This window comes from Flavonifractor sp. An82, from assembly GCF_002159265.1.
Lineage (GTDB): Bacteria > Bacillota > Clostridia > Oscillospirales > Oscillospiraceae > Flavonifractor.
In genome coordinates, this window is the sequence record NZ_NFHG01000006.1 from 87,754 (window position 1) to 111,445 (window position 23,692).

Sequence of the window (23,692 nt, forward strand, 5' to 3'; positions counted from 1 at the left end):
CCCATGCTGAACGCCAGGAACCTGGACGACCAGACCTATGAGGAGATCGTAAAATCGGCGGAGGGCCGTCTGCCCTGGCTGTGCCCGGTCTGGACCGACCACAACGCCCACGACCCGGGGATCACCATTCTGGAACTGATGGCCTGGTACAAGGAGATGCAGCAGTACCACATGAATCAGTTCACCGATCCCCTGCGGTGCAAGCTGCTTGATTTAGCGGGTGTGACCAGGCTTCCCGCTGCCCCTGCCCGGTGCGCGGTGGAGCTGGGGCCGGAGAGCCCCGCCCGGCTGGCGGGGGAGCGGCTGACCACCCGTGAGGGCATCCCCTTTGAACTGGAGCAGACCATGCCCGAGTTGCGCCCGGCGGTGGCCCGCATCCAGATCGTCCAGGGGGAACAGCGGATGGACGTGGGGGCGCTGCTGGAGGACCGGCACGTTACCTTCCAGCCCTTCAGCCAAAAGGACGGCTGCTTTTCTCAGCTGTATATCGGCTTTTCCCAGTTGGGTGAAGGGGATCTGCGGCTGTGGTTCGATGTGGAGTCCCCGGCGGGCGTAGCCCGCAATCCCTTTGCCTCGCTGGAGCAGGTTCCCCGGCTGATCCGCTGGACCTGTCAGGGGGCGGAGGGGCCCACCTTTCTGGAGGACGAGACCCACGCCCTCAGCGTCAGCGGCTATGTGACCCTCCGGCCGGAGGGAACATGGCCGGCGGATGAAGAGGGGCTGCACTGGCTGGTGCTTACCCTGGAGGACCCGGGCTGTGAGGAGCAGGTCCGCCTGTCCGGCCTGTCCGCCGGGCGGTGGCCCGCGGTGCAGCGGGAGACCTGGGCCAAAAGCTATTTCTTCCGGGCGCCGGCCCGGCCCGACTGGATCGTCTGTCTGCCCGATGGGCTGGCCCGGGACGGAGAGTTGGCGGTCTTTCTCCGTACCAAGGAGCGCTGGGAGCAGACCGGGCTGTGGCAGGCCGCCGCAACCCAGGATGGACGGGTGATTCAGATGGATACCGGCGCCGCCCTTGAGGACGGGGAGGACAATGTGCTGGTGGTGGCTCTGGACGCAGTCCACAGCAGCAGGCTTCTCTTTGACGCCAAGGGGCTGCCCGGCGAGCGGTTTTTCCTGGACCTGAAGGGGCGGGTAGCCCTGACGGAGTCCATGGTTCTTTTGTGCGATACCCTGGACCGGGACGGACAGGTCCGTCCCACTCTGTGGCGGTGCGTAGACGATCTGTATGCCTGCGGTCCCAGAGACCGGGTATTTACCTACGACCCGATACGGGAGACTATCGCCTTCGGCGATGGAGAACACGGCGCCCTGCTCCATCCGGGAGAGGGGGCGGTGCTAGTGGCCGATCTGGCCCTGACCCGAGGGGCGGGCGGCAACATTCCGGCAGGGACGGAGCTGGCCTTTGAGGACGGTCAGACGGTCTGTTGTCAGGCCGCCCGGGGCGGCCGGGACAGAGAGACCACGGCGCAGGCCCAGGCCAGGCTGCTGCAGAGGCTGGACCACACCCGCAAGTGCGTCTCCGCCGCTGATTATGAGCGCCTGGCCCGGGAGACGCCGGGCCTGCGGGTGGCGGCGGCCAGGGCTCTGCCCGGCTATGACCCGGAGGAGCCCACCGGGGTCAGCCGCCTGCCCACCGTAACGGTGGTGGCGGTGCCGGCGGGGGCGGGCGAGCGCCCCCTGCCCGACCGGCGCTTCCTGGAGGCGGTGCAGGCACAGATGGACCGGGTACGCCCCATCGGTACCCAGGTGAAGGTGGTGCCGCCGGTCTATGTGGACCTGGAGGCGGAGGTGGTCCTGCGGGGGGGTAGCGAGGAGATGGAGGAAGATCTCCGGCAGCGTTTTTCTACCTGGCTGGCGGAGAACGGCATCGGCGGCACCCTGCGGGCGGGAGACGCCCTGGCGCTGGTCCAGGCCGCCCCCGGCGTGCTTCAGGTCCGGGAGGCTACTTTGCGCACCGCCGCCCCGGGCTGTTACCAGAACGAGGAGGGAGACATCCGTCTTCCCAGAAGGGCCATTCCCAGATTGGAGCGTTTGCGGGTGGAGCGGCTGCCCCAGCCGGGCAGCGGCCGCTGATCACGAGGATAAGGAGGGAACCGCGGTATGGAGCCGATCCAGGCACAGATGGTATTTTGCTGCGCGGAGCAGTGGATGGGCGGGTACTTCTTCCAGGTGGAGCCCTGGGAGGACGGCCTGCGCCTGGATCCCGGCCGGGCGTCCACCGGCGTGTACTGCCTGACGGCGGTGGACAGCGGGGAGACGGGCTTTCTCTGGGGCCGGGCGGCGGTGGAGGCCGATCTGCCGCCGGACACCGCCCTGCGGATCTACGCCCGGGCCGCCGACACCCGCCGGTGGGGGGACTGGTCCGACCTGGACCAGGGCATCCGCACCCTGGAGGGGGACCCGGTCCCTGCCCTGCGGGAGATCTTCGGCCCGCCGGTCTCCGAGAGCGGAGATTGCCTGCTGCCCTGTACCGGCCGCTATTTATGGCTCATGCTGGAGCTGACAGCCACCGGAGCACGGGCCCCGGTGATCCGTAAGCTGCGGCTGTGGATGGGCGGCGACCACATGACCGATTACCTCCCAGCCATCTATCAGGGGGAGGACTTCACCTACCGCTTCCTGTCCATTTTTGACAGTATGTACGCCGACATGGACCGGGCCATCGACGCCCTCTCCGGGCAGGCCGATTACCGGCACGCGGAGGGAGACCTGCTGCGGTATCTGGCCTCCTGGGTGTGCGTGGAGCGGGGGGAGAGCGAGAAGGAGCTGCGGGAGCGCATCTCCACCGCCCTGCCCGACTACGAGGAGCTGTACACCGTGGAGGGGGTGCGGCGCAGCGTACGCCGCCTCACCGGAAGGGAGCCTATCCTCATCGAGCCCTTCCAGGTCTCCCCCAACCGGCCCGACTGCCGGGACCCGGTGCTCTACCGGCGGCTGTACGGCGAGGACCCCTACCGGTTTTTCGTCCTGCTGCCGGAGGACACCTTCTCCGGCCAGAAGGAGCGGGAGCAGTTCCAGCGGGACATGGAGGAAGTCATTCCCGCCGGGATGACCATGCAGATGATCCAGCTCAAGCCCTGTGTCCAGCTGGACTGGCACACTTACCTGGGCATTAACGCCCGGATCGGCGGCTATGTGCCGGCGGTGATCGACGAGCAGGCCACCATCCACTACGACACCACGATTGGAGGAGCCAACCATGAATAACGCCAACTTTTTCCCCTTTGAGCGCAACCGGTACTTTTACGGGAAGCTGCTCACGGTGCGGGACTTTGAAGTGGAGCAGCGCTACCACTGCACCAAGCGGGAGCTGCTCAACCGGCTGGTCCACGGCGCCGGCGTGGTGTGCGGCCTGGGAGTCACCGCCAGCGATGAGTCCACCCTGATGATCGAGAGCGGCATGGCTCTGGACTACCAGGGACGGGAGATCATCGTCCCCGAGGCACTCTTCCGCAAGCTCCAGATGCTGGAGGGGCAGGAGACCCTGGCGGGCAAGCAGGACGCCTATCTGTGCCTGGCCTACGATGAGCAGGATGTAGAGCCGGTAAATGCCACCGGCGCCGAAGTGGGCTCCCAGCGGCAGTTTGATCTGACCCGGGAGGGCTTCCGTCTGTTCCTCACCGCCCAGCCCCCCGCCTACCAGAGCCTGCTGGAGACCGAGGGCCGGGAGAATGTGTCGGTGCTCTACCAGAGCGAGGAGCTCATTCTGGTGCTCTCCGTCCCCTCCACCCTGTGTGCCGGGGAGGAGTTCCAGGTTCAGGTGCTGGTGGTGAAGAACGAGAACACCCCGCCGGTGCAGTTCTCCCTGGAGGGGGAGAATACCTTCGTGGAGAGCGACAACGGCCGGGTGCGCCTGGCCTGGCGGGAGAGCCGGGAGGAGAAGCGGTGCGTCTACACGGTGGAGTTCCCCCTGCGGGCCAAGGCCCTCAGTGATGTGGACAGCCGGCTCTTCCCCAACGGCTGCGAGCTGAACGTGGAGCTGGGCAGCCATCATTACAAGAACTATCTGGACGTGGAGGCCGCCGTCCACCTGTGCCGGGACCAGGAGGACTGCCGTCTGCGCCGCATGCGGCTGGATGATTTGAGCCGGCACCTGCGGGGCCGGGACCTGCCTCTCTATCTGGCCAAGCTGGAGTTGATCCACTCTGCCGGCGGGGTCTTTGTGGGAGGCGTGACCAGCCTGCCCTTCCAGCAGAGTGTAAAGACGGAGGGGGCGGCCAAGGGCTCTGCAGCCGGGGAGTTTACGGTGACCACCTCGGTGCGCAGCCTGGAGTACTGGCAGAAGCCCGATGTGAAGGCGGTATACCAGCCTTCCTCCGGGGCCCTCCATCTGGATTTCGGCATCCCTTCCCCGGAGCAGTACGACTACGCCGTGGCCCACGGTACCGTGGACCTGACCATGCCCGGCGGCATTCGGGTGAACAGCCGGGTCTTCTCCCAAGAGATTGCCCACGGCCTGGGGGCCGGGGCGGTGGACGTGCGGCTGAGCGTGGAGTTTGTGGACAAGGAGCGGGAGGAGATCGCCCTGCTGTGCGGCAACAGCGAGGTGTTCAAGCATAAGTCCATGAAATGCGCGCCCCCCTGGGTGGAGGCGGCCGCCCTGGTCTATCCTGAGCGGGGGACCATGCGCATCGGCCTGTGGCTCCACGATACGGTGGACGGCAATCTGATTCGGGTCCACTACTTTGCCCAAAAGCCGGAGCGGGACACCAGCCGCATCCTGTCCCAGCGCCGGGTGAGCCTCACCGTGACGCCGGAGTTCTCCCGGCTGGGCTGCCGGGAGAAGCTGCAGTTCCAGGCCGAGGTGGTGGGCTCCGAGGATAAGAGTGTCATCTGGAGCGTCAAGGAGGACAACGGCGGCGTCATCGACCGCAACGGCCTCTACCAGGCCCCCGAGCAGCCCGGCACCTATGAGATCGTGGCGGTGTCCGGGGCGGACGACTCGGTGAGCGCCAGTGCCTTTGTTATCGTGGAGTAAGGAAGAAGAGCCGGACCAGTTCCGGCGGAGAGGGGGAAACGCCGTGGATGCCATGCTGGTGCGGGAGCGCTATAAGGTGGTCCGGGTGGCCGACAGCCGGGAGGATTACGCCTTTGCGGAGGCGGTGGATATCCTGGACCGGGAGATGGGCGGCTGTCTGCTCAATCTCTACGAGGGCCCCCTTCTCCGCCGGTATCTCTCCTGCTTTGACCGGCTGGAGGGCTGCGCGGCCTTCCAGGGCATGTTCCTGGAGGGGGAGAGCCTGGTGGCCGTCTTCCAGGACTGCGGCGGGGTCCCCATCGACCAGGTCTTCTACAAGGGGGACCGGCACAGCTGGGAGGACCGGATGCACTACGCCGGGCAGTTTTTCCAGCAGGTGCTCAACCTGGCCGACCTGCCTGCGGAGATGGCCTGCGCCCTGCTGCTGTCGGAGAATGTGCGGGTGGATCTGACGAACCGGCAGATCTGTCTGCGGCACCACATGGTTCCCATGGAGGACATGAATCCCCGGGAGGCGGCCTATCTGGCGGGGGACCAGGCCTTTAAGATCCTGCGGCCCCGCTGGAGCTCCCCCAGAGAGGAACTGGATTTCCTGGATGAACTGAAGGAGGGGCGCTGCACCAGTCCGGTGCAGCTGTACGCCCTGTGGCGGAGCCGGGAGGAGCAGATCCGGACCGCCTGTGAAGCATTGCAGAAGAAGAACGTGGTCCGCCGCTGGTGCTCCCTGCTGGTGGGCCGCGTAAAACGGCGGGCCGCCCGGCGGAAGGCGAGGTGATCGGTACGGAACAGGTAAAACGGTGGAGCATATTTATCTTGATCCTGGCGCTGCTCAGCGGCGCCGCCGCCCTCCTTTTCCGGGAGACCGCGGCGGAGCAGATCTCCATCCTCCGTACAGGAAAGGGGCAGGCCCGCTACCTGCTGGCTGCCGCCGACGCGGAGGGAAGCGTCTATGTGCTGGGCCGGGACCGGCAGGGTTATGTGCTGGCGGTAGGAGATCAGACCGGAAAGCAGACCGCCCGCTGGCGTCTAACTGCGGAAGAACTGCCCCAGGAGGGGGTACCCGCCGTTCTGTTTCCGGCGGCGGGGGGCGCCATCTACCTGGGCCTGTATGAAATTGGGGAGAACACCACCCTCCAGCTCTATCGGATCACCCAGAAGGGGGAGACGGCGGAGCTGCTGCTCAGCGAGTCCTGTCCGGGAGACAACCTCCGGGAGCAGATGGCGGCGGTGGAGCTGTCCAGCTTCTCCCAGGTGGACAGCGTGGTTACCTTCGCGGTGATGAAGGAGGATACCGCCACCTTCTACCGGCGGACCGGAGCCACCGGCGGCCTGGAGAAGGTGGAGACCTGCACCCAGGACGGTCTGCAGGCGGCCCTGGCCCTGTCCGATGGCACCCAGGTGCTGGCGGGGGATGAGGGACTGGTCCGGACGGACGGAACGGTGATTCCCCTGGAGGGAAATGAGATTGTAATAGAATTGGCGCAGGCTGGCACAGGATTCTGCTATGTGGATGGTGCCGGTCTTGAGGTGTTTTATACGGACTTTGCCGACTGGAGCCCCTATCCCATCCTGTCCCTGGAGAAGGAGGCCTATGACCTGGACCGCTGTACCGATCTGTGGGTCACCCGGGAGGGGGATGTCCTGCTGCTCATGGACGGGGATACCCTTCTGTTGGACCGGGGCAGTACGGTGTCCGACCTGAGCAGGATGCTCTATCCCTCGGCGGCCCAGTGCGCGCTGAAGCTGGCGGGACTGGCTCTGGGGATTGTGGTGATCACCGTGGTTTTGTGGTATGCGGTGTGTGAGCAGCGCCGGTTCCGCCTGCCCATGCTGGTGCGCTGGGGTGCATTGGTGGTGGCCGTGGCCGTTCTGGGGACCGGCGCGCTGGTGCAGGGACCGGTGGACGCAGCCAGCCGGCAGACGGCGGAACGGGAGGCGGACTCCCTGATGCGTGCCCTTGCGGTACAGACCGCAGGTTACATGGAACCGGGGGAGGGTTTGCCACTGGAGCTGGGCGGCAGTCTGGCCGGCGCTTCGGAGCTGTACCGGGACGCCGCCGTATCGGTTTATACCCGGTCGGAGACAGGGGCTTGGGTCCTGACGGAGAGCAATACGGGACAGGCAAGTGGTCTCCGGGGGGAGCTGACGGCCAGCTTTGACCGGATCCGGGCGGAGCAGGCCATGGACCAGGACAGCCTCTTCTGGACAGACAGCCGGAGCGGGCAGGTGCGCTATGTGCTCTATCAGGCTCTGGGAGAGTACTTGCTGGCGGTGGATGTGGACGGCGGCCCACTGCTGGAGGCGGGCAGGACAGCCACCCAATGGATGGTTCGGGGGCTGGTGGCCCTGGCGGCCCTGCTGAGTTCCCTCACCCTGGCCATTCTGTGCTGGATCACCCTGGGCGTGCGCAAGTCCCTGCGGGGCATGGAGCAGCTGGCGGCCGGCAGACGGCAGGTCCGGGTCCGGGTGGGAGGCGGCGACGAACTGGCCAGTCTGGCCGACGACGTCAACGCCCTGTCTGCCGCCATGCAGGATGTGGAGTCCCAGCAGCAGGAGCTGGCCCAGTCCTACCGGCGGTTCGTGCCCGAGCGGGTACTTTCCCTGCTGGGCAAGACCACCATCCAGGAGGTGGACAAACAGACCTTTGTCTCCCGGGATCTGGCGGCCATGATGCTGTGGTTCCGTTTCCCGGCTCAGGTGTATGAGCGCAGCGGCCGGGAGCTTTTTGAGAACATCAATGAGATCATCGAGCGCACCGCCTCCATCGTCACCCAGAAGGGGGGCGCGGTGTTCAACTTTGCCTATGACGGCTATGACGCCGTTTTTGAAGGGGGAAGCGCCGCGGCGGTGAGCACCGCGGTGGCGGTGCAGCAGGTGATCATGGAGATCAACCGGGAACGAGAGCTGAACGGCCGCCCCCCCGTCGCCGTACGCATCGCCCTGGATGAGGGCAATGTGATGCTGGGCGTGGTGGGAGACGAGAACCAGCTGGAGCCCGCCTCTATCTCCTCCAGCTTCTCGGTGGCCAAGCATCTGGTGGAGCTGTGCGGACGGCTGGAGGCCAACATCCTGTGTACCGAGGCGGTGATCCGGCAGGCCCGGGGCTACGGCAGCCGGTACATGGGCAAGTGCATGGAGGGCGGCCAGGCCATCCGGACCTACGAGATCTTTGACGGCGACGCCTTCGAGATCCGTAAGGTGAAGGAGGACACGGGGGAGCGATTCTCCCAGGGTGTGTATGCCCTGTACAGCCGGGATTTCTCCCAGGCCAAGCGTATTTTCCTCAATTTGGTCCACCACAACACGGGAGACGGCGGCGCCCGGTACTACCTGTATCTGGCCGACCGGCTGGAGAAGCGGCCGGAGGATGAGATCAGTCTGGATTCCGGGCAGTGAAGGAGGGCGAAGATCCATGGCCACACAATTTGATATCATTCGAAATCAGGCCGAGGCAGCCGCCCGCAATGCGGCCGCCCGGGTAAGAGGCAATGTGCGCCGGGAGACCAGTCTGGTCAACCAGGCCAGCCGCTGGGCCGGACGGGCCATGACCGAGGGGGAGGCAGCCCTGCGGAGTCGGAGCGGCCGCCGGAGAGGGCGCACGCCGCCGCCCGGCCGGACCACGGCGGAACCGGCGGGACCGGTCCGGCCGGCGCCCGACGGATATGTGCGCCGCTCTCCTGTGCAGCCCCTCCATGTGATGGAGGGCTACCGGAAGCGGCAGGTGCTGCGGGTGGTCACTGTCATAGCCGTGGTGGCAGCCATCGGTGTGGGGATCTATCTGCTGAACCGATTGGGAATTTTCGGGCGCTGAGCCCGCCAGACCATACATAGGGGGACTTCCTTTGCTGAGCTATCTGCTGCGACAACTGACCAATTCCTTCGGGATCTTCTTCCGCACCATCCGGGCCTTCTTTACCCGGAAGCTGGTGGGGGCCTGGTCCTATCTGCGCCGCATCACCAACTTCTCCCGCCATGCCACCAAGGTGGCGACCAAGTCCTTCCAGGGAGCGGCGGTGGCTGTCAAGAAGCCCACCAAGCGGGCGGACTATATCGAGACCCAGCGCCTGTTTATCTCCAAGTCCTTCCTCATTTTGCTGGCGGTGGGGCTGATCCTGCTGGGGCTGCTGATCTATTTTGTGGTCTGGCCCTTCCTGCTCAGCCACTTTTTCGTGGCCAAGTTCTATCAGGGAGATGAGCGGCTGGCCGACTGGTCTGGGCGGGTCATCGTTTACTATGACGAGGCAAAGCAGAACCCCATGTACCAGGGCACCCTGGAGGAGGGACTGCTCCAGGGCAAGGGAAAGGAGTACGACGAGGAGGGCCTGCTGCGCTACGAGGGAGACTTTGTGGACGGCCAGCGCAGCGGCGACGGCACCCTCTATGAGGGGGGCGTGCTGGTCTATCAGGGTCAGTTCTCCGGCGGACAGATCAACGGTACGGGCGTGGCCTACGAGGACGGGGTCAAGTACTATCAGGGGACCTTTGTGGACGGCCTCTATGAGGGAGAGGGCACTGCCTACTACCCCGACGGCACCCGGTCCTATGTGGGCAGCTTTGCTGCCGGTTTGTACGAGGGAGAGGGTACCCAGTACGACCAGGAGGGGCGGATGTGCTATCAGGGCTCCTTTGCCGAGGGACTGTATGAGGGAAGCGGTACCATTTACCGCAGTGACGGCGATCAGATTCGGGCGGAGTTTTCCGCGGGAAAAACCACCGGAGCAATTCAGTGGTATCAGGAAGGCAAATTGTGGTATGATGGAGGGGCAGATGATCTGACCCCAGACGGGTACGGCACCCTGTACGCCGAGAGCGGCAAGGCGGTCTACGCCGGGGAGTTCGACCAGGGCACCCTGGACGGCGCCTGGCTGCTGAGTCTTACCGCCGCCCAGCTGCGGGAGGCCTTTGGGGAGGCGGAGCTCACCGAACAGGACGGCGAGATGGGCTTTGTGATAGAGCATACCACGCTGGGCCTGACTGCCCTGTGCAGCTATCAGCAGGAGGAGGAAGAGGCCCAGGTCTACCGTCTGTGGTTTGCCCCTGAGGACGACAGTATCTGGGCGGAGCTGCTGCCCTGGGAGAGCGGCTCCCAGGCCGCGCTGTGGGCGGTGGAGGACCGGGAGAGCCAGCCGGAGGAGAGCGTGCTCCAGGGAGGCGTTCTCCAGCCCAACGGCACGGTAGGGGGAGACTGGTACCAGCGGCAGTACCGCTATGAGGATTATGTGTGCAACCTGCTCAGCCAGCAGAGCAGCCAGCCCCCGGTCCAGCTGTGCTGGAGCCGGGACATGACCCAGACCGGCGGCCTGCCGGTGGAGTCGGGTTCGGCCCAGGCCCAGGAGCGGCTGGACGGGCTGCTGGCCGCCCTGGATGGGGCGGGAGGGGCCTCCGGCGGAAGCGGGTCGGGAGGCAGCGCCGCCGCCTCTGAGAAGGATGTGGAGCGGCTGCTTGGCCTGATGCTCACTGCCCAGGATGGGGAGGACCTGATGGACGCCCTCATCGATTTCTATAGCTACGGCGAGATGGCCGCCTGCCTGGAGACCAGCCAGCCCCTCCTGCAGCAGACGCTGGCAGAGGCCCAGACCATGCTGCAGCGGGGCCAGGGGAGCCAGGAGGCAGTGGATCAGGCCCAGGCTGACCTGGACGAACTGGACCGCCGGCTGGCCCAGTACCGTACGGCACAGGAGCAGGCCAGTCTTACCGTGCAGGAGCTGTGCAAGCTGGACCCGGCAAACTACGACCTCCAGGCCGTTATCCTCACCTTTGACCCGGTGGAGATGGATGTGTCGGGGCTGTGCAGTGCGGCTGTGACCTACGCCCAGAGCGTGGCTGCCGGACGATATGAGGTGGATGCCGCGTCGCTGGAGCGGCAGGTCAAATCGGCGGTGCTGGAGCTGGGCCTGTCCTATGAGGCGGTACGGACCGCCCGGGAGGATGCGGTGGATGCCGCCGGTCAGGTGGATCAGGTCACCCAGGCCTATGCCAGAGGGACGGCGGACAAGGCGGCACTGTATGCCGCCCAGTGTGCCCGGGACGAAGCCATTGCCGCACTTTATCAGGCCATGGGCACCTTTGCCCACCAGGCAAACAGCCTCAACACCCTCTCCGGAGGCTGGGTGGCAGAGAAGTACGACTGGATGTCGGATACCTTTGGGACCCTGTTCCAGAGCGAGATCCTGCGGGGTGAGGAGGCAGCCCGCCAGGCCGAGGAGGAAAAGAGGCGGCAGGAGGAGGAAGCGGCCCAGGCCATCCAGCAGGAGACCCAGGCCCCCGAGGAGACCGAGACCCAGCAGTCGCCTGAGCCGTCCCCCACGGAGACGGCCCAGGGATCTTGAGAGAAGGGAGCGGGAGATATGGCGGATTATACCGCGCTGGTGGAGGCGGGCAACGCCCTGGTGGAGATGCTTCGGGACACCCTGACGCCGGAGCCCATCGGCAACCGGGAGCTCATTGCCCTCTGCTCCCCCCATGAAAGTGAAAACAATCAGCTCACCCTCTACCTCTATCAGGTGGAGGAGGATACCCAGGGGGCCCAGAGCGGCTATTACCAGGTGAGCCGGGAGGTGGAGCGGGTACGCCCCACCCGGTATAACCTGCGCTTTCTGGTCACCGCCCACTCCAAGGCTCCCGCCCAGCTGAAGGAGGCCGATCAGTACCGCATGGTGGGGGCCGCCCTGCAGGTGCTCCGGGACCACCCGGTCATCGACCAGCAGTATCTCAGCGGGTCCCTGGCCGAGCAGAACGCCAGAATCCATGTGGTGCTGGAGAAGACCACCCAGGACCAGCTGCTGAAGATCTGGAACAACAACTCCACCACCTATAAGCTGTCCTTTGTGGTGCTGCTCACCGGGGTGGAGATCGACTCCAAGCGGGAGCGCCGGTTCAGCCGGGTCACCGACGTCACCATCGACACCCAGCAGAAGCCGGGAGGTGTGGGATCATGATCACCATGCACGCCAGCGCCGTCTGCCGTGTGCGGGACGGCTACACCGGCCAGCCTCTGGAGAGTTCCGCCCTGGTGTGTACCCTGGATGGAGCGCCGGTGCGGCCCCTGTCCAAACCCGGGGGACTGCTGGTGCTGCTGGATCTGGCCCCCGGCCCCCACCGGCTGGCCCTGCACAGCCACGGCTACCAGGAGGAGTGGGTGGACTTCCAGGCCGACGGGGGTACCCAGGAGCTGGAGGCCGCCATGAAGCCGGGGGAGGGCTACCCCTTCCGGGAGGCGGTCACTCGGCTGGCGCTCACCCTGACGGAGGGTGGAGGCCCCGCCGCCGGGATGCAGTTCTGGCTGGCGGTTCCCGCCCGGTGGGATCTGAAGATCGCCCAGACAAAGGCGGAGGCGGGGAGCGATCAGTTCCGGATCTACTGCAAAGGCTCGCCCGACGAGGTTCCGCCGGGACCCTACCTGATCGCCGACGGGGAAGACAGCGAGATCGTATTGCTCCGTGAGCTGGCGGAGGAAATGGGTACGGTGGCCCGTCCCCTGAGTCGGACTCACAGCCGCAGCCGTTCCCTGCTGCCCGCCCAGTGCTATCACACCGGGCCGGATGGCAGTCTGTCCGCTGCATTCCGGTCTGCCTGCAAGCTGGAGCTCTATTCGGAGACAAAGGGCCTAATTGCCAGCCTGACCCTGGAGCCGGGGGAAAACAAGAAGACCATTTCACTGTGAGAGGAGAAGGAAGATGGCACAGCCAGCAGTCCAGACCGCCGTATGCAAGTGTTCCTTCGGCGCGGCTCCCGCGCCCCTTACCGTCACCAGCCAGATGACCGTCGCCATAGGCGGCATGCCGGCGGCCACCATCCTGGACGGAGCAGGCATGGTCAACGTGCCTACCTTCGGCATGTGCTCCAACCTGGGCAATCCGGCGGTGGCGGCAGCCACCGCGGCGGCCATGGGGGCCCTGACGCCGGCGCCCTGTGTGCCCGCCACCGTAAGCTGGATGCCGGGGTGCCCCACGGTGCTGGTGTGCAAGCGGCCGCTGCTCAATAACAGCAGCAAGCTCATGTGCGCCTACGGAGGGGTGATCCAGGTGAGCGTCACCCCGGCCCAGACGGTAAAGGTGCCCTGACATACAGGAAAGGGGGGAGTGCCATGGAGGAGTACGACCTGCGGGATGTGGCCTATGAGAAGATGGGCCGGGGCTATGATACCCAGTGGGATCTGATGGACGATCTGTTTGCCTGGCTGGATCTGCGGCTCTATTATTTCTATAAGCATCATCAGTGGCTGGGTCCCAAAAATGACATGCGGAACATGATGGGTCTGGTGGTCAGCCGGGAGGAATTTGAGCACAACCTGGCCAAGGCCGCCCAGCTGGGTCTGTCCGCCCAACTCAGTGGGGAGGAGGCCGCCCAGCTGGAGGCCTCCCGTACCGCCATTCAGGCCCGGCTGGACCGAACGGAGGGAGAGTTTCCTCTGCTGCGGCTTTTCTGCCGGTGCGGCCTGGACCGCTTTGAGCAGGATTGTGTGGCCCTGGCCTATGCCGGAGTGCTGGATCAGAAGTATGAGAAGCTCTTTGCCTACCTCCAGGACGACATCACCCGGAAGGCGCCCTCTCCGGCCCTGGCGGTGCAGCTCTTTCTCCCCCTGGAGCACAACATGGAGGAATACCTGTCCCGATTCTCCCGACGGGACACCTTTACCAGTCTCTTTGACCGGGAGCGGCTGGCGGCGGGCCAGCTGGTGCTGTGCCCCACGGTGCTGGAGTTTTTGAGTACCGGCACGGTGGCCCCTCTGCCCGGCCTGCGGCTGTTTGACGGGGCGGCGGAGGCGCCCTCCGGTCCCCTGGTTATCGGGCAGGAGGCCGCCCGGCGGCTGGACCTGCTGTTTCAGGAGCCGGGGGAGTGGGTGATCTGCATCACCGGCGGCCCGGGCTCGGGCAAGCGCTTCCAGGTGGAGCACCTGATGGCCCGCACCGGGCAGCGCTGTGTGTTCCTCTCCCTGGACGGTCAGAAACCGGAGGAACTGGCCCGGGAAGGGGTGCTGGCCGCCCGGCTCACCGGGGCCTGCCTGTGCTGCGGACACATGGAGGGGCGGGACGGAGAGGGTAAGCTGCTGCCGCCGGAGGAGAAGCTGCTCCAGACCATCCTGGACCTGGAGCCCGCCCACGAGAAGGTGTTTTTCCTCTCCCAGCTGCCCATCCGGGCCCGGCTGGACCGCCTGAGTGTGGAACTGGAGCTGCCTGATACCACCGAGGATGAGCGGATCGACCTGTTCCGGGCCTTCCTGGGGGATACGCCGCTGGGGGACGGCCTGACGGTGGAGGAACTGGCCTCCAAATTCCGGTTCTCCCCCCGGCAGGTGGAGCTGGCCTGCCGCCAGGCGGTGGGGTTGGCCCGGCTGGATGGGGAAAAGGCTGTTCCCAGCCGGGAGATGCACCAGTGCTGCTACCACCAGGTGGTGCACAAGCTGGGGGATCTGGCCACCCCGGTGCGCCCCGCCTTCCACTGGGACGATGTGGTGATGCCGGCAGATCAGAAGCGGCTTCTGCAGCACGCCTGCGGCCACATCAAGTTCCGCCACAGGGTGTACAGCGACTGGGGCTTTGACAAAAAAGTGACCTACGGCCGGGGGCTGTCCATCCTCTTCGCCGGCGCGCCCGGTACCGGCAAGACCATGTGCGCCCAGGTCATCGCCAATGAACTGAATATGGAGATGTATAAGATCAACATCTCCCAGATCGTCAGCAAGTACATCGGTGAGACAGAGAAGAATCTTCAGGCCGTTTTTACCGAAGCCAAAAAGTCCAACTGCATCCTCTTCTTTGACGAGTGCGACGCCATCTTCGGCAAGCGCAGCGAAGTAAAGGACGCCCACGACCGCAACGCCAACGTGGAAGTGGCCTACCTGCTCCAGCAGATCGAGGAGCACGACAGGGTGTGCATCATGGCCACCAACCTCATCGGCAACATCGACGCGGCCTTTATGCGCCGGATCACCTATGTGGTCCACTTTCCATTCCCTGACCCGGCCATGCGGGAGGAGATCTACCGCCGCACCATTCCCAAAAAGGCGCCGGTATCCGGTGATGTGGACTGGGCCTTTCTGGCGGAGAAGTTTGAGCTCTCCGGCGGACATATCAAGAATATCGTCCTCTCCGCCGCCTTCCTGGCGGCTTTGGAGGATCAGCCCATCGGCATGTCCCAGCTGCTGCGGGCTGCGGTGGGCGAGCTGAAGAAAAATGAGATCGTGGTCGTTCGGGAGGAACTGCGGGAATACGCAGACCTGCTGGACGGTTAAAGCGCCTTCCGGTTCCGAACCGGCTTTACAGAGGCAGAAACGAGGTGGACCGCTATTGAAACGCAATGCGCGCTTTACATTGGGGAATAAGCTGCTGCTCATGGTGCTGCTCATGAGCCTGATTCTCTGTACCGCCGCACTGCTCATGAGCTACCGCACCTACCTGCGGGATACCCGGATGCTTTACGGACAGGAGGGCCAGACGCTGGCCCGGGAACTGGCCGGACAGGCAGATCCGGAGAACGGGGAGGGGGACGCACGCCTCCAGCAGATCCTGTCTCAGGCGGTGACGCAGGAGGTCGCTTCCTTTGTGGCTGTGGTCCAGCCTCAGGACGACGGATTAGAAATCCGGCTGTGCGCCGGGGACCGGAGGGAGGAGGGCCTGCTGGCCGCGGGAGACAAGTGGATGCCCGGAGGTCTGGGTTATACGGCGCTGGAGCTGCTGCAGGAGGGTGAGGAGCCCGAGCCCGTCTTCTGGAAGGATGCCGACCTGGGCTGGCGGATGCTTGCCGTTGCCCCTGTGTCCCAGACCGGGGACGCTGTGGCGGCCTATGTTGTGGTAGAGCGGGACATGGGGCAGGCTGCCGCACGGGAACAGGGTTTTCTGGTGAGCATGGGGGTGCTGCTGGTCTGCCTGGCTGCCGCCCTGATCGTGGCCTTTATGCTGGTGGTCCGGCGTATCCTGGTCCGGCCTATCCGCCTGCTGACCAAGGCGGCCCAGGACTATGAGGGCGGCGAGAACAAGTCCACCTTCACCAAGGTGAAGATCAAAAGCCATGATGAGCTGCGGACCCTGTCCGATGCCTTCCGCATGATGCTGGTGGAGATCGACCTGAACAATTTTGAACAGAAGGAACTGGCGGTGCGGGAGCAGAAGCTGGAGATCGAGCTGCAGCTGGCCAATGAGCTTAACCAGTCCATGCTGCCCAAGGAGCTGCCGGAGCGGGAGCAGGGCTATGAGTTTGAGGTACACGGCCTGCTGTGCCGGGGCCGTGAGGTGGAGTACGACTTCTACGACTACTTCATGCTGGATCAGGACCGGCTGTGCGTGGTGATTGGGGCGGTGCCGGGGGAGGGGATCCCCCAGGCCCTCTACACCGCCATGGCCCAGACCGCCATCAAAAGCCAGCTGCGCTCCGGCCTGTCCCTGGCGGCGGCTATGACCGCCGCCAACAGCCAGCTGCATGAGATGAGCGGGGCCTTTGTCCTCCACGCTCTGGTGGGCGTGCTGGACGGAATGACGGGAAAGTTCTCCTGCATCAACGCCGGACAGGAGGTTCCGTTACTTATGCGCAGCCAGGACCGGTATGAGTGGGTGAAGGCCCCGCCCTATGCCCCCCTGGGCCAGAATGAGAACGTGGTCTATCAGGTGCTGGAGCTGGAACTGCGGCAGAGCGACCGGATGTTTTTCCATACCCGGGCCCTGGGCGAGATCAAGAACGAATTGGGCAAGGACTTTGCAGAGGACCAGCTTCGGGCCACCCTGAACCTGAGCCAGAGCCGGGGACTGGGGGTGGAGCGGCAACTGGAGTTTGTGCGGGATACAGCTGGGGCTTACTCCCGGCAGGTACAGGTGGACGGCTATGCCATGCTGGCCCTGGAGTATCGCCGGAGGGACAGGGCCATGGCCCACTGTGTGTTGAATGCAGGGCAGGAAGGAGAGCGCCTGCTGCTGGACTTCCTCCGGGGGCAGCTGGAGGCCAATGCCTTTACCGGCCGGCAAATCGCCGAGACATCGGTGCTGGCCGACGAGCTGTTTGTACTGTGCTGCGGTCAGGCTGAGCCGGATGCCCGCTTCCTGGCCCAGTGTGCTGTGACAGAGGAGAACGGTACCGTGTTGCTCCAGATCAAAGGCTCCATGGGCGGGAGAGATCCACTGGAGTACACCCGGGGCGAGGCGGCGGCCCGGGCGGCGGCCTACATCCGCCAGAATACCCAGCGGGTGGTCTTTGAATCCCTGGAGGACATGGATGTGATCACCGTGACCCGACAGTTGACAGCAGGCTCATCCGCTCAAAGCGGATCGAGACAGCAAACGAGGAGATAACGCTTATGATAGAAAAACGTTTCCCCGCGGCTCTGGATCAGTTGGAATCCGTGCAGATGTTTGTGCTGGAGCAGCTGAAGGGCCATACCTACTCCGAACGGACCCGTGCACAGCTGGATGTGGCCGTGGAGGAGATCTTTGTGAACATCGCCCGTTACGCCTATCCGCCGGACCAGCCCGGGTGGGCCCTGATCCGCTGCCGGGTGGAGGAGGAGCCCCCGCGAATCATCGTGCAGTTTGTTGACCGGGGGGTTCCGTTTGATCCGCTGGCAAAAAAGGACGCGGATATTACCCTCTCAGCCGAGGAGCGGCAGATCGGTGGCCTGGGGATCCTGATGGTCAAGCGATCCATGGATCAGGTGGAGTACACTTATGAAGATGGACAGAACGTCCTGACTTTGACAAAAAATATTTAAAAGTCGCAGAATATGCGAAATAATGAGCAAATTCTGCACTGTCTCAAATCAAAGAAATGAGGTAAAATGAGATGACGATCACAAAAAAGATGGACCATACCGCCCTTACTCTGTTTCTGGAAGGCCGACTGGACACCACTACCTCACCACAGTTGGAAGGGGAGCTGGCAGCTTCCCTGGATGGCGTTACCCAGTTGACGCTGGATATGGAGCAGCTGTCCTATCTCTCGTCGGCAGGATTGCGGGTGATCCTGTCCGCCCAGAAGCGGATGAACAAGCAGGGGCGGATGGTGGTGCGCCACGTAAATGAGACCATCATGGAAGTCTTTGAGGTGACCGGTTTTGTAGATATTCTGACGATTGAGTCATAATCGAGGGATCGTTTATGTTAGATACCATGCAGCAGCGTTGCCGGCCGATTCAGCTGGAAGACCGTCCGATCATCGATGAAATCCGTGCCAAAACGGGACATACTCTTAGCGCTCATGCGTTTACATCGCTGTATCTTTGGCAGAATGCGCTGAAACTATCCGTTTGTTTGGAAGACGATGCGTTTTTTATTCGCTTCTTGCTGCGAGGAGAAAATGCATGGTTTTATCCATGCGGCAGCGAGGAGGCCCAGATTCGCTTTCTTCAGATGGGCCTGGAGTGCCAGGATTTCTCCTTGCATTATGTACGTCAGGAGGATATGGATTTTATCCAGAAACAGTTCCCGGATCGGTTCCGCTTTGAAGAGGCCTGGGGAGATTCTGAGTATATCTGTGACAGGATGGCACAGATAGAGATGCAAGGCGGGGCCTATCGAAATCTGCGGGCAAAGGTTCGGAAAGCCCGTGAACGTCATAACTGGATAATCGAGCCGCTGGGCCCTGAAAATATGGAAGAAGCCAAGCATGTATTATTCAGCTGGGAGGCCCTCCGCGAAAGAACGGGGGATGGCGATGCTGCGCTGATCGGGCTGACAGAGTTTGAGGCGCTTGGATTCCAAGGAATCTTGGCCAGGACGGAAGAAGGACCGCAGGCGGTTGCGTTTGGAAAAACGATCGCACCGGATATCTTTGATTTTCATGTCGAGAAAACACTGATTCCTTCTACGGTGAATTATGTAAAATGGGAACTGTATCGGCGCCTTCCGGAACAGATAAAATGGATTAACTTGGAAGAAGACTTGAATTTGCCCGGACTAAAGAATAATAAGCTTCAAGCAGTTCCAGTGGCGATTACTCCTTTATGGAAAGGAATTCCGGTATGAAGGAATCCGCGTTTACAACCAAAATATTTTATCGTTTTTTTTTCCCGGCGGTAGCTGCTTCGGTGTGCTTGGGATTAGCAAACCTTGCTGATGCCCTGTGCGTAGGCATGGTGATGGGCGAGTCGGCGCTGGCCGCTATCAGTTTGGTGTCTCCTATCTTTATGGTGTTCAATGTACTCCATATGGGTATGGCTGTAGGTGGTTCAGTAATTTTTGCCCAGCTCATGGGCAGTGGAAAAGTGAAGCAGGCTGTGGATGTATTCCACCAAATGCTGCTGCTGGCCTTGATGGTAAGCGTTGTGTTAGCAGTTTTGGGAGAGGTTTTTGTAGAACCTCTGATTCGTCTGCTGGGGGCAGACCCCTCCCAGGGGGATGTCTATGTAATGACCCGTGCCTATGCTGTACGTTTGCTGGCTGCGACGCCCTTGTTCTTTTTAAACATGCTGTTTTACTATTTTCTTCGGTGCGATGATGGGGAGCGGCGGGCAAGTGTGGGACTGGCGGTGTCCAATCTGCTGGATGTGGCGCTGTCCTTTGTCTTTGTGCTGGGCTTCGGTATGGGAATCAACGGCGCGGTGTACTCCACCATTGTAGGTGTTGGAGCAGCGGTGCTGATTTATCTGCCCCATTTTTTCCAAAAGCCCAATATCCTCAGTCTGGGCCTGCCCCGCCCTAATTTGAAGGTCATGTTCCAGTGTTACCGTACTGGGTTTTCCAGTTCATCCCAGTACATCTGGCAGTTCCTCTTTTTCCTGGTCATCAACAACCTGCTCATCAGCCGCCATGGAGAGAGCGGGCTGGCAGTATTCAACGTCGTACTCAACATCTCCTACCTGGTGGTGGGCCTCTTTGATGGTGTGGCTGCCACCATTCAACCTTTGGCTGCCACTTTTCATGGGGAGCGTAACAGAAAGGCGGAGCGCGACACCTTACATCTAGCTTTAAAATGGGGGGGAATTCTGGGTCTGCTGCTGCTGGCGGCGGTGGCCCTTCTTGCCCCTCAAATTGCCCGGCTGTTCGGCTTATCGGAGGATATGGTAGCCATGGGAGCACTGGCTCTGCGGTTGTATTGTGTGGGAGGCATTGGAGCGGGTGCCAGTCTGCTGCTGTCCGCCTACTGGCAGTCCATTGGCAAGGAATTTCAGACCATGGTGCTTACCTTTTTGCGCTCCTTTGCGGTATATCTGGCCCTTGCCGTTCCGCTCTCTATGGGTCCGCTGTCCTTTTTCTGGCTGGTCTACCCTGCCAACGAATACCTCTCTCTGATCATTATTGGAATGTGGAGAATGCTGGCAATCAAGAAGGGCGAACTCATGATGGCCGATCTGGATGAGACTCCTATTTTTCATCGTATGCTCCAGCAGGACACAAAGGAATTGTCCGGACTGCTGGAAGAATGCGAGGAGTTCTGTGGGATGCAGGGGGCTAGTATGCAGCAGACCTTCTTTGTTACCATGGCCATGGAAGAGATGAGCCAGGCTATCTTTACCCATGCCCAGGAGTCTGGCCGCCAGGACATTTACATGCAGATCACGCTGTTTCAGTCGGAACCGGGGGTATTTGACCTCCATATCCGGGACAACGCTATGGCCTTTGACCCCTTCTCGTTGCGCACGCACCGCATCACAGAAGCAGATAACGAGGAGATGGCCATGGACAGTATGGGAGTATTGATGGTAAAGAAAAAAGCCAAAGAGTTCTACTATCGCCACTTCCAAGGCTTTAACACCCTGCTGGTACGGATATGATTTAAAAAGATATGGTTGCTAGTGGTGTGGCGTTTTCATATATGGAAGACGAAAAAATCAATGTGTGTGGTATGCAGAAGACCTAAAGAATCTAAGCCTATGTTGGTGTGAGGGGATGATTTCATGGTAGTCAAGGGAGAGAAGTGGATGATCCAGGATCTTAGCCGGATATGGGAGGTCTGCTTTGGTGATAGCCAAGAATATATCCGCCTTTTCATGGAGCGAAGGTTTTTTACATGCGAACCTTTGGTATGGCTGGAGGACCGACAGGTTATGGGGGTAGTTTATCTGCTGCCATGTCTCATTGAAGGCCGGAAGGCTTATTATGGATATGCGGGTGGAGTATTGCCACAATTTCGAAAGAGAGGCATTTTTGAAAACCTGCTGAACTACGCGGAGTGGTTTTGCGAGCAGAGAAATGCGACCTTCATATTTGTTCCAATCAGCGGATCTGAAGAATATTATCGTAAGCGGGGCTTTCAAGCATCATTTTTCTTTTCCAGAAAGAAATTCTTAAAGGAAGGGACATATATGTCCTTCCAGCTTCATGAAGCGGATGCTGAGTCATATACAAAGATAAGAGACCGAAAGTTTTCGGCATATCCATATTTGCGGTGGGATGAGGCTGCGGTGGATTATGCTTTGGCAGAAAATCGTTTTTGCGGCGGATTTGCAAAGATCGTGACTGCGCATGAAGATGACGATAATATTATATTTGGCAGAAAGAATGGAAACGTACTGGAAATTCTGGAAACTACGCTGGATCCCGAAACTGCAAAAAAACTGACCCCCTTTTTTTGCGCGACCTGGAATACAGATGAGGTTATTTTTCAGTTTCCCATAATATCTGATGAGGACAAGATCCCCAATGGGGGAAGTTTTGGGCACTTGAATTTTCAAAATGGGTGGATGGGATTGAGCTTGGCATAATCAGGAGAAATGGGGAGGAGCATATGAAACTCTCGCTTAGAACAAAGACAATTATTGGGATTATTTGCATGTCGATTATCATCGGTGCTGTGGCGATCGTGCTCTCTTATCGTACATATGCCGGTACCATGGATGAGCATTATGAGAAGATGGCAATCGACCTTGCGGAGACAGCTATTTCCATGTTGGACTCTGAAAAGGTCCAAAAATATGCAAAGACACTGGAGCAGGATGAGGATTATGAGGAACAGAGAGCTGTATTATGTGAATTGATTGAGGCAAACGATGCGGCGCAGTATCTGTATATTCTGGTTCCGCAGAACGGTGGAGATGTAGAAATTGGAGATGCGATCTATGATATCATGGACAGCGACTCTGAAGTAGAATTTGCGGAGATAGAACCGGCGTACATTTCCGTTAAGGTCGGAGAAAATCTGGTATACATCAGCGAGACTGAATACGGATGGCTGTGTTCTGCCCTTGTATGGATGTACGATGATCAGGGCGAAGGATATGCGATGATGAGTGTGGATATTTCCATGGACGATGTCATGGCCGATCGCATGGAATTTTTGCGGGCGGTATTGCTCGCTGTCCTTCTGGCTATGATTGCCGCTTGTGTCATTCTGGTACTACTGGTCAACCGATTTGTAGTCAATCCCATCAACCAGGTGGCCCGGGCCGCTCTGCAGTATGTGTCTGACCGGCGGACCAGCGAGGGCAGAGGTGCCACTACCGGCGTGCGCCGTACTGCTGCGGACAGTGAAAGTGGGGAGCGCTCGGCTATCTCCCAGCTGAACATCCACACCGGCGATGAGATCCAGGCTCTGTCCGAGGCTATCAAAACCATGGAGCTGGAGATCAATGAGTACATCCAGGACCTGACCTCTGTGACTGCCGAGAAGGAGCGCATTGGCGCGGAGCTGAACGTGGCCACCCAGATCCAGGCGGATATGCTGCCCCGGATCTTCCCTGCCTTCCCCGAGCGCACCGAATTTGATATTTACGCCATCATGAACCCTGCCAAGGAGGTAGGCGGCGATTTCTACGACTTCTTCCTGGTGGACGACGACCATCTGGCGGTGGTCATTGCCGACGTGTCCGGCAAGGGCGTGCCTGCGGCGCTGTTCATGGTGATTGCCAAGACCCTCATCAAAAACCACGCCCAGAACAAGGACTGCCCCGGGGAGGTTTTCACGCAGACCAATGAGCAGCTGTGTGAAGGCAACGACGCGGGCCTGTTTGTCACCGCCTGGATGGGCATACTGGAGATCAGCACCGGTAAGTTCACCTATGTGAACGCCGGCCATAACCCGCCTCTGCTGCGGCATGCGGACGGCAGCTTTGAATGGCTCAAATCCCGGCCCGGTTTCGTGCTGGCGGGGATGGAGGGTCTCCGCTACCGGGAGAATGTTATGGAACTGGCCCAGGGAGACACCCTCTATCTCTACACTGACGGCGTGACCGAGGCCACCAACGGAGCTCAGGAGCTCTTTGGCGACGACCGCCTGCAGAACGCCCTGAATGAGCAGCCCGATCTGCCGGTGGATGATCTGCTGCACAAGATCAAGAATGACATTGACAGCTTTGTGGGCGAGGCGGAGCAGTTCGACGATATTACCATGCTGGGGCTCAAGTATCACGGTGGGAAGGGGTGAGGCAGGTGGAGGAGCGAAACTTTCCTGCCAATCTGGATCAGATGGAGCAGGTCCAGGCATTTATCGGAGAGCAGCTGGAGCAGTATCATTGCCCCTATAAAGTGAAGTTTCAGTTGGATGTGGCGGTTGAGGAGATCTTTGTCAACATTGCCCACTACGCCTACCGTCCGGAGCAGGTAGGCGAGGCCACTGTTCGCTGCTGTGTGGGAGGCTCACCCCTCCAAATTACCATCCAGTTTCTGGACAATGGCAAGCCCTTCAATCCGCTGGCCAAGGAGGACGCCGACATCACCCTCTCAGCGGAGGAGCGTGAGATCGGCGGTCTGGGCATCCTGATGGTCAAGAAGAGCATGGATGCAGTGGAGTACAACTATGAGGACGGAAAGAACATTCTCACCATTAAGAAAAACATCTGAACCCGGTCCACGT

19 protein-coding genes are annotated in these 23,692 nt (G+C 61.4%); all 19 read left to right on the plus strand.

The window, feature by feature from the left end; all coding sequences use genetic code 11:
* Positions 1-3: 3 nt before the first annotated feature.
* The 19 genes from B5G34_RS08510 to B5G34_RS08600 all read left to right on the plus strand — a co-directional run bounded on the left by B5G34_RS08510 (position 4) and on the right by B5G34_RS08600 (position 23,679).
* Entirely contained in the window at positions 4-2,073 is a 2,070-nt protein-coding gene (locus B5G34_RS08510) for a baseplate J/gp47 family protein (protein WP_087336082.1), read from the plus strand.
* A 27-nt stretch (positions 2,074-2,100) separates the two neighbouring features.
* Positions 2,101-3,207, plus strand: a complete 1,107-nt coding sequence (locus B5G34_RS08515; RefSeq protein ID WP_087336084.1) for a hypothetical protein — start codon at positions 2,101-2,103, stop codon at positions 3,205-3,207.
* A complete protein-coding gene (locus B5G34_RS08520; RefSeq protein ID WP_087336086.1) occupies positions 3,200-4,978 on the plus strand; it encodes a hypothetical protein in 1,779 nt (592 codons plus the stop codon). Before B5G34_RS08515 ends, B5G34_RS08520 begins: the two co-directional genes overlap by 8 nt.
* Positions 4,979-5,021: 43 nt before the next feature.
* Positions 5,022-5,753: a hypothetical protein gene (locus B5G34_RS08525; RefSeq protein WP_087336088.1), complete on the plus strand. Its 732-nt coding sequence runs from the start codon at positions 5,022-5,024 to the stop codon at positions 5,751-5,753.
* A gap of 38 nt (positions 5,754-5,791) precedes the next feature.
* Entirely contained in the window at positions 5,792-8,374 is a 2,583-nt protein-coding gene (locus tag B5G34_RS19390; RefSeq protein WP_087336089.1) for a hypothetical protein, read from the plus strand.
* 16 nt (positions 8,375-8,390) lie between these two features.
* Positions 8,391-8,789: a hypothetical protein gene (locus B5G34_RS08535; protein WP_087336091.1), complete on the plus strand. Its 399-nt coding sequence runs from the start codon at positions 8,391-8,393 to the stop codon at positions 8,787-8,789.
* Positions 8,790-8,820: 31 nt separating this feature from the next.
* Complete coding sequence (locus tag B5G34_RS08540) at positions 8,821-11,307, plus strand: hypothetical protein (RefSeq protein WP_087336093.1); 2,487 nt, start codon at positions 8,821-8,823, stop codon at positions 11,305-11,307.
* An 18-nt stretch (positions 11,308-11,325) separates the two neighbouring features.
* Positions 11,326-11,916, plus strand: a complete 591-nt coding sequence (locus B5G34_RS08545) for a DUF4255 domain-containing protein (RefSeq protein WP_087336095.1) — start codon at positions 11,326-11,328, stop codon at positions 11,914-11,916.
* A complete protein-coding gene (locus B5G34_RS08550; protein ID WP_087336098.1) occupies positions 11,913-12,641 on the plus strand; it encodes a hypothetical protein in 729 nt (242 codons plus the stop codon). The genes B5G34_RS08545 and B5G34_RS08550 overlap by 4 nt, the downstream gene beginning before the upstream one ends.
* A 13-nt stretch (positions 12,642-12,654) precedes the next feature.
* Positions 12,655-13,041 carry a DUF4280 domain-containing protein gene (locus tag B5G34_RS08555; protein WP_087336100.1) on the plus strand — a complete coding sequence of 129 codons (387 nt, stop codon included), beginning with the start codon at positions 12,655-12,657 and terminating at the stop codon, positions 13,039-13,041.
* Positions 13,042-13,064: 23 nt separating this feature from the next.
* Positions 13,065-15,212: an ATP-binding protein gene (locus tag B5G34_RS19395; protein WP_087336102.1), complete on the plus strand. Its 2,148-nt coding sequence runs from the start codon at positions 13,065-13,067 to the stop codon at positions 15,210-15,212.
* 55 nt (positions 15,213-15,267) lie between these two features.
* Positions 15,268-17,259, plus strand: a complete 1,992-nt coding sequence (locus B5G34_RS08565; RefSeq protein ID WP_162609452.1) for a SpoIIE family protein phosphatase — start codon at positions 15,268-15,270, stop codon at positions 17,257-17,259.
* 5 nt (positions 17,260-17,264) lie between these two features.
* The gene (locus B5G34_RS08570; protein ID WP_087336106.1) at positions 17,265-17,675 is read left to right on the plus strand and encodes an ATP-binding protein; all 411 of its coding nucleotides are present in this window, start codon (positions 17,265-17,267) and stop codon (positions 17,673-17,675) included.
* Between the two features lie 71 nt (positions 17,676-17,746).
* Positions 17,747-18,046, plus strand: coding sequence for an STAS domain-containing protein (locus B5G34_RS08575; protein WP_087336108.1), 300 nt, complete (start codon positions 17,747-17,749; stop codon positions 18,044-18,046).
* 14 nt (positions 18,047-18,060) lie between these two features.
* Positions 18,061-18,927, plus strand: a complete 867-nt coding sequence (locus tag B5G34_RS08580; protein WP_087336109.1) for a phosphatidylglycerol lysyltransferase domain-containing protein — start codon at positions 18,061-18,063, stop codon at positions 18,925-18,927.
* On the plus strand, positions 18,924-20,675 hold the full coding sequence (locus B5G34_RS08585) for an MATE family efflux transporter (protein ID WP_275532292.1): 1,752 nt from the start codon (positions 18,924-18,926) through the stop codon (positions 20,673-20,675). Before B5G34_RS08580 ends, B5G34_RS08585 begins: the two co-directional genes overlap by 4 nt.
* A gap of 123 nt (positions 20,676-20,798) precedes the next feature.
* The gene (locus B5G34_RS08590) at positions 20,799-21,605 is read left to right on the plus strand and encodes a GNAT family N-acetyltransferase (protein WP_087336113.1); all 807 of its coding nucleotides are present in this window, start codon (positions 20,799-20,801) and stop codon (positions 21,603-21,605) included.
* Between the two features lie 68 nt (positions 21,606-21,673).
* A complete protein-coding gene (locus B5G34_RS08595; RefSeq protein WP_162609454.1) occupies positions 21,674-23,263 on the plus strand; it encodes a PP2C family protein-serine/threonine phosphatase in 1,590 nt (529 codons plus the stop codon).
* Between the two features lie 5 nt (positions 23,264-23,268).
* A complete protein-coding gene (locus tag B5G34_RS08600; RefSeq protein WP_087336116.1) occupies positions 23,269-23,679 on the plus strand; it encodes an ATP-binding protein in 411 nt (136 codons plus the stop codon).
* The last annotated feature ends 13 nt before the right edge of the window (positions 23,680-23,692 follow it).

Coding starts and splice junctions, on each gene's coding strand:
- B5G34_RS08510 (WP_087336082.1), top strand. CDS start 4: ATGCTGAACGCCAGGAACCTGGACGACCAGACCTATGAGGAGATCGTA.
- B5G34_RS08515 (WP_087336084.1), top strand. CDS start 2,101: ATGGAGCCGATCCAGGCACAGATGGTATTTTGCTGCGCGGAGCAGTGG.
- B5G34_RS08520 (WP_087336086.1), top strand. CDS start 3,200: ATGAATAACGCCAACTTTTTCCCCTTTGAGCGCAACCGGTACTTTTAC.
- B5G34_RS08535 (WP_087336091.1), top strand. CDS start 8,391: ATGGCCACACAATTTGATATCATTCGAAATCAGGCCGAGGCAGCCGCC.
- B5G34_RS08545 (WP_087336095.1), top strand. CDS start 11,326: ATGGCGGATTATACCGCGCTGGTGGAGGCGGGCAACGCCCTGGTGGAG.
- B5G34_RS08550 (WP_087336098.1), top strand. CDS start 11,913: ATGATCACCATGCACGCCAGCGCCGTCTGCCGTGTGCGGGACGGCTAC.
- B5G34_RS08555 (WP_087336100.1), top strand. CDS start 12,655: ATGGCACAGCCAGCAGTCCAGACCGCCGTATGCAAGTGTTCCTTCGGC.
- B5G34_RS19395 (WP_087336102.1), top strand. CDS start 13,065: ATGGAGGAGTACGACCTGCGGGATGTGGCCTATGAGAAGATGGGCCGG.
- B5G34_RS08570 (WP_087336106.1), top strand. CDS start 17,265: ATGATAGAAAAACGTTTCCCCGCGGCTCTGGATCAGTTGGAATCCGTG.
- B5G34_RS08575 (WP_087336108.1), top strand. CDS start 17,747: ATGACGATCACAAAAAAGATGGACCATACCGCCCTTACTCTGTTTCTG.
- B5G34_RS08580 (WP_087336109.1), top strand. CDS start 18,061: ATGTTAGATACCATGCAGCAGCGTTGCCGGCCGATTCAGCTGGAAGAC.
- B5G34_RS08585 (WP_275532292.1), top strand. CDS start 18,924: ATGAAGGAATCCGCGTTTACAACCAAAATATTTTATCGTTTTTTTTTC.
- B5G34_RS08590 (WP_087336113.1), top strand. CDS start 20,799: ATGGTAGTCAAGGGAGAGAAGTGGATGATCCAGGATCTTAGCCGGATA.
- B5G34_RS08595 (WP_162609454.1), top strand. CDS start 21,674: ATGTCGATTATCATCGGTGCTGTGGCGATCGTGCTCTCTTATCGTACA.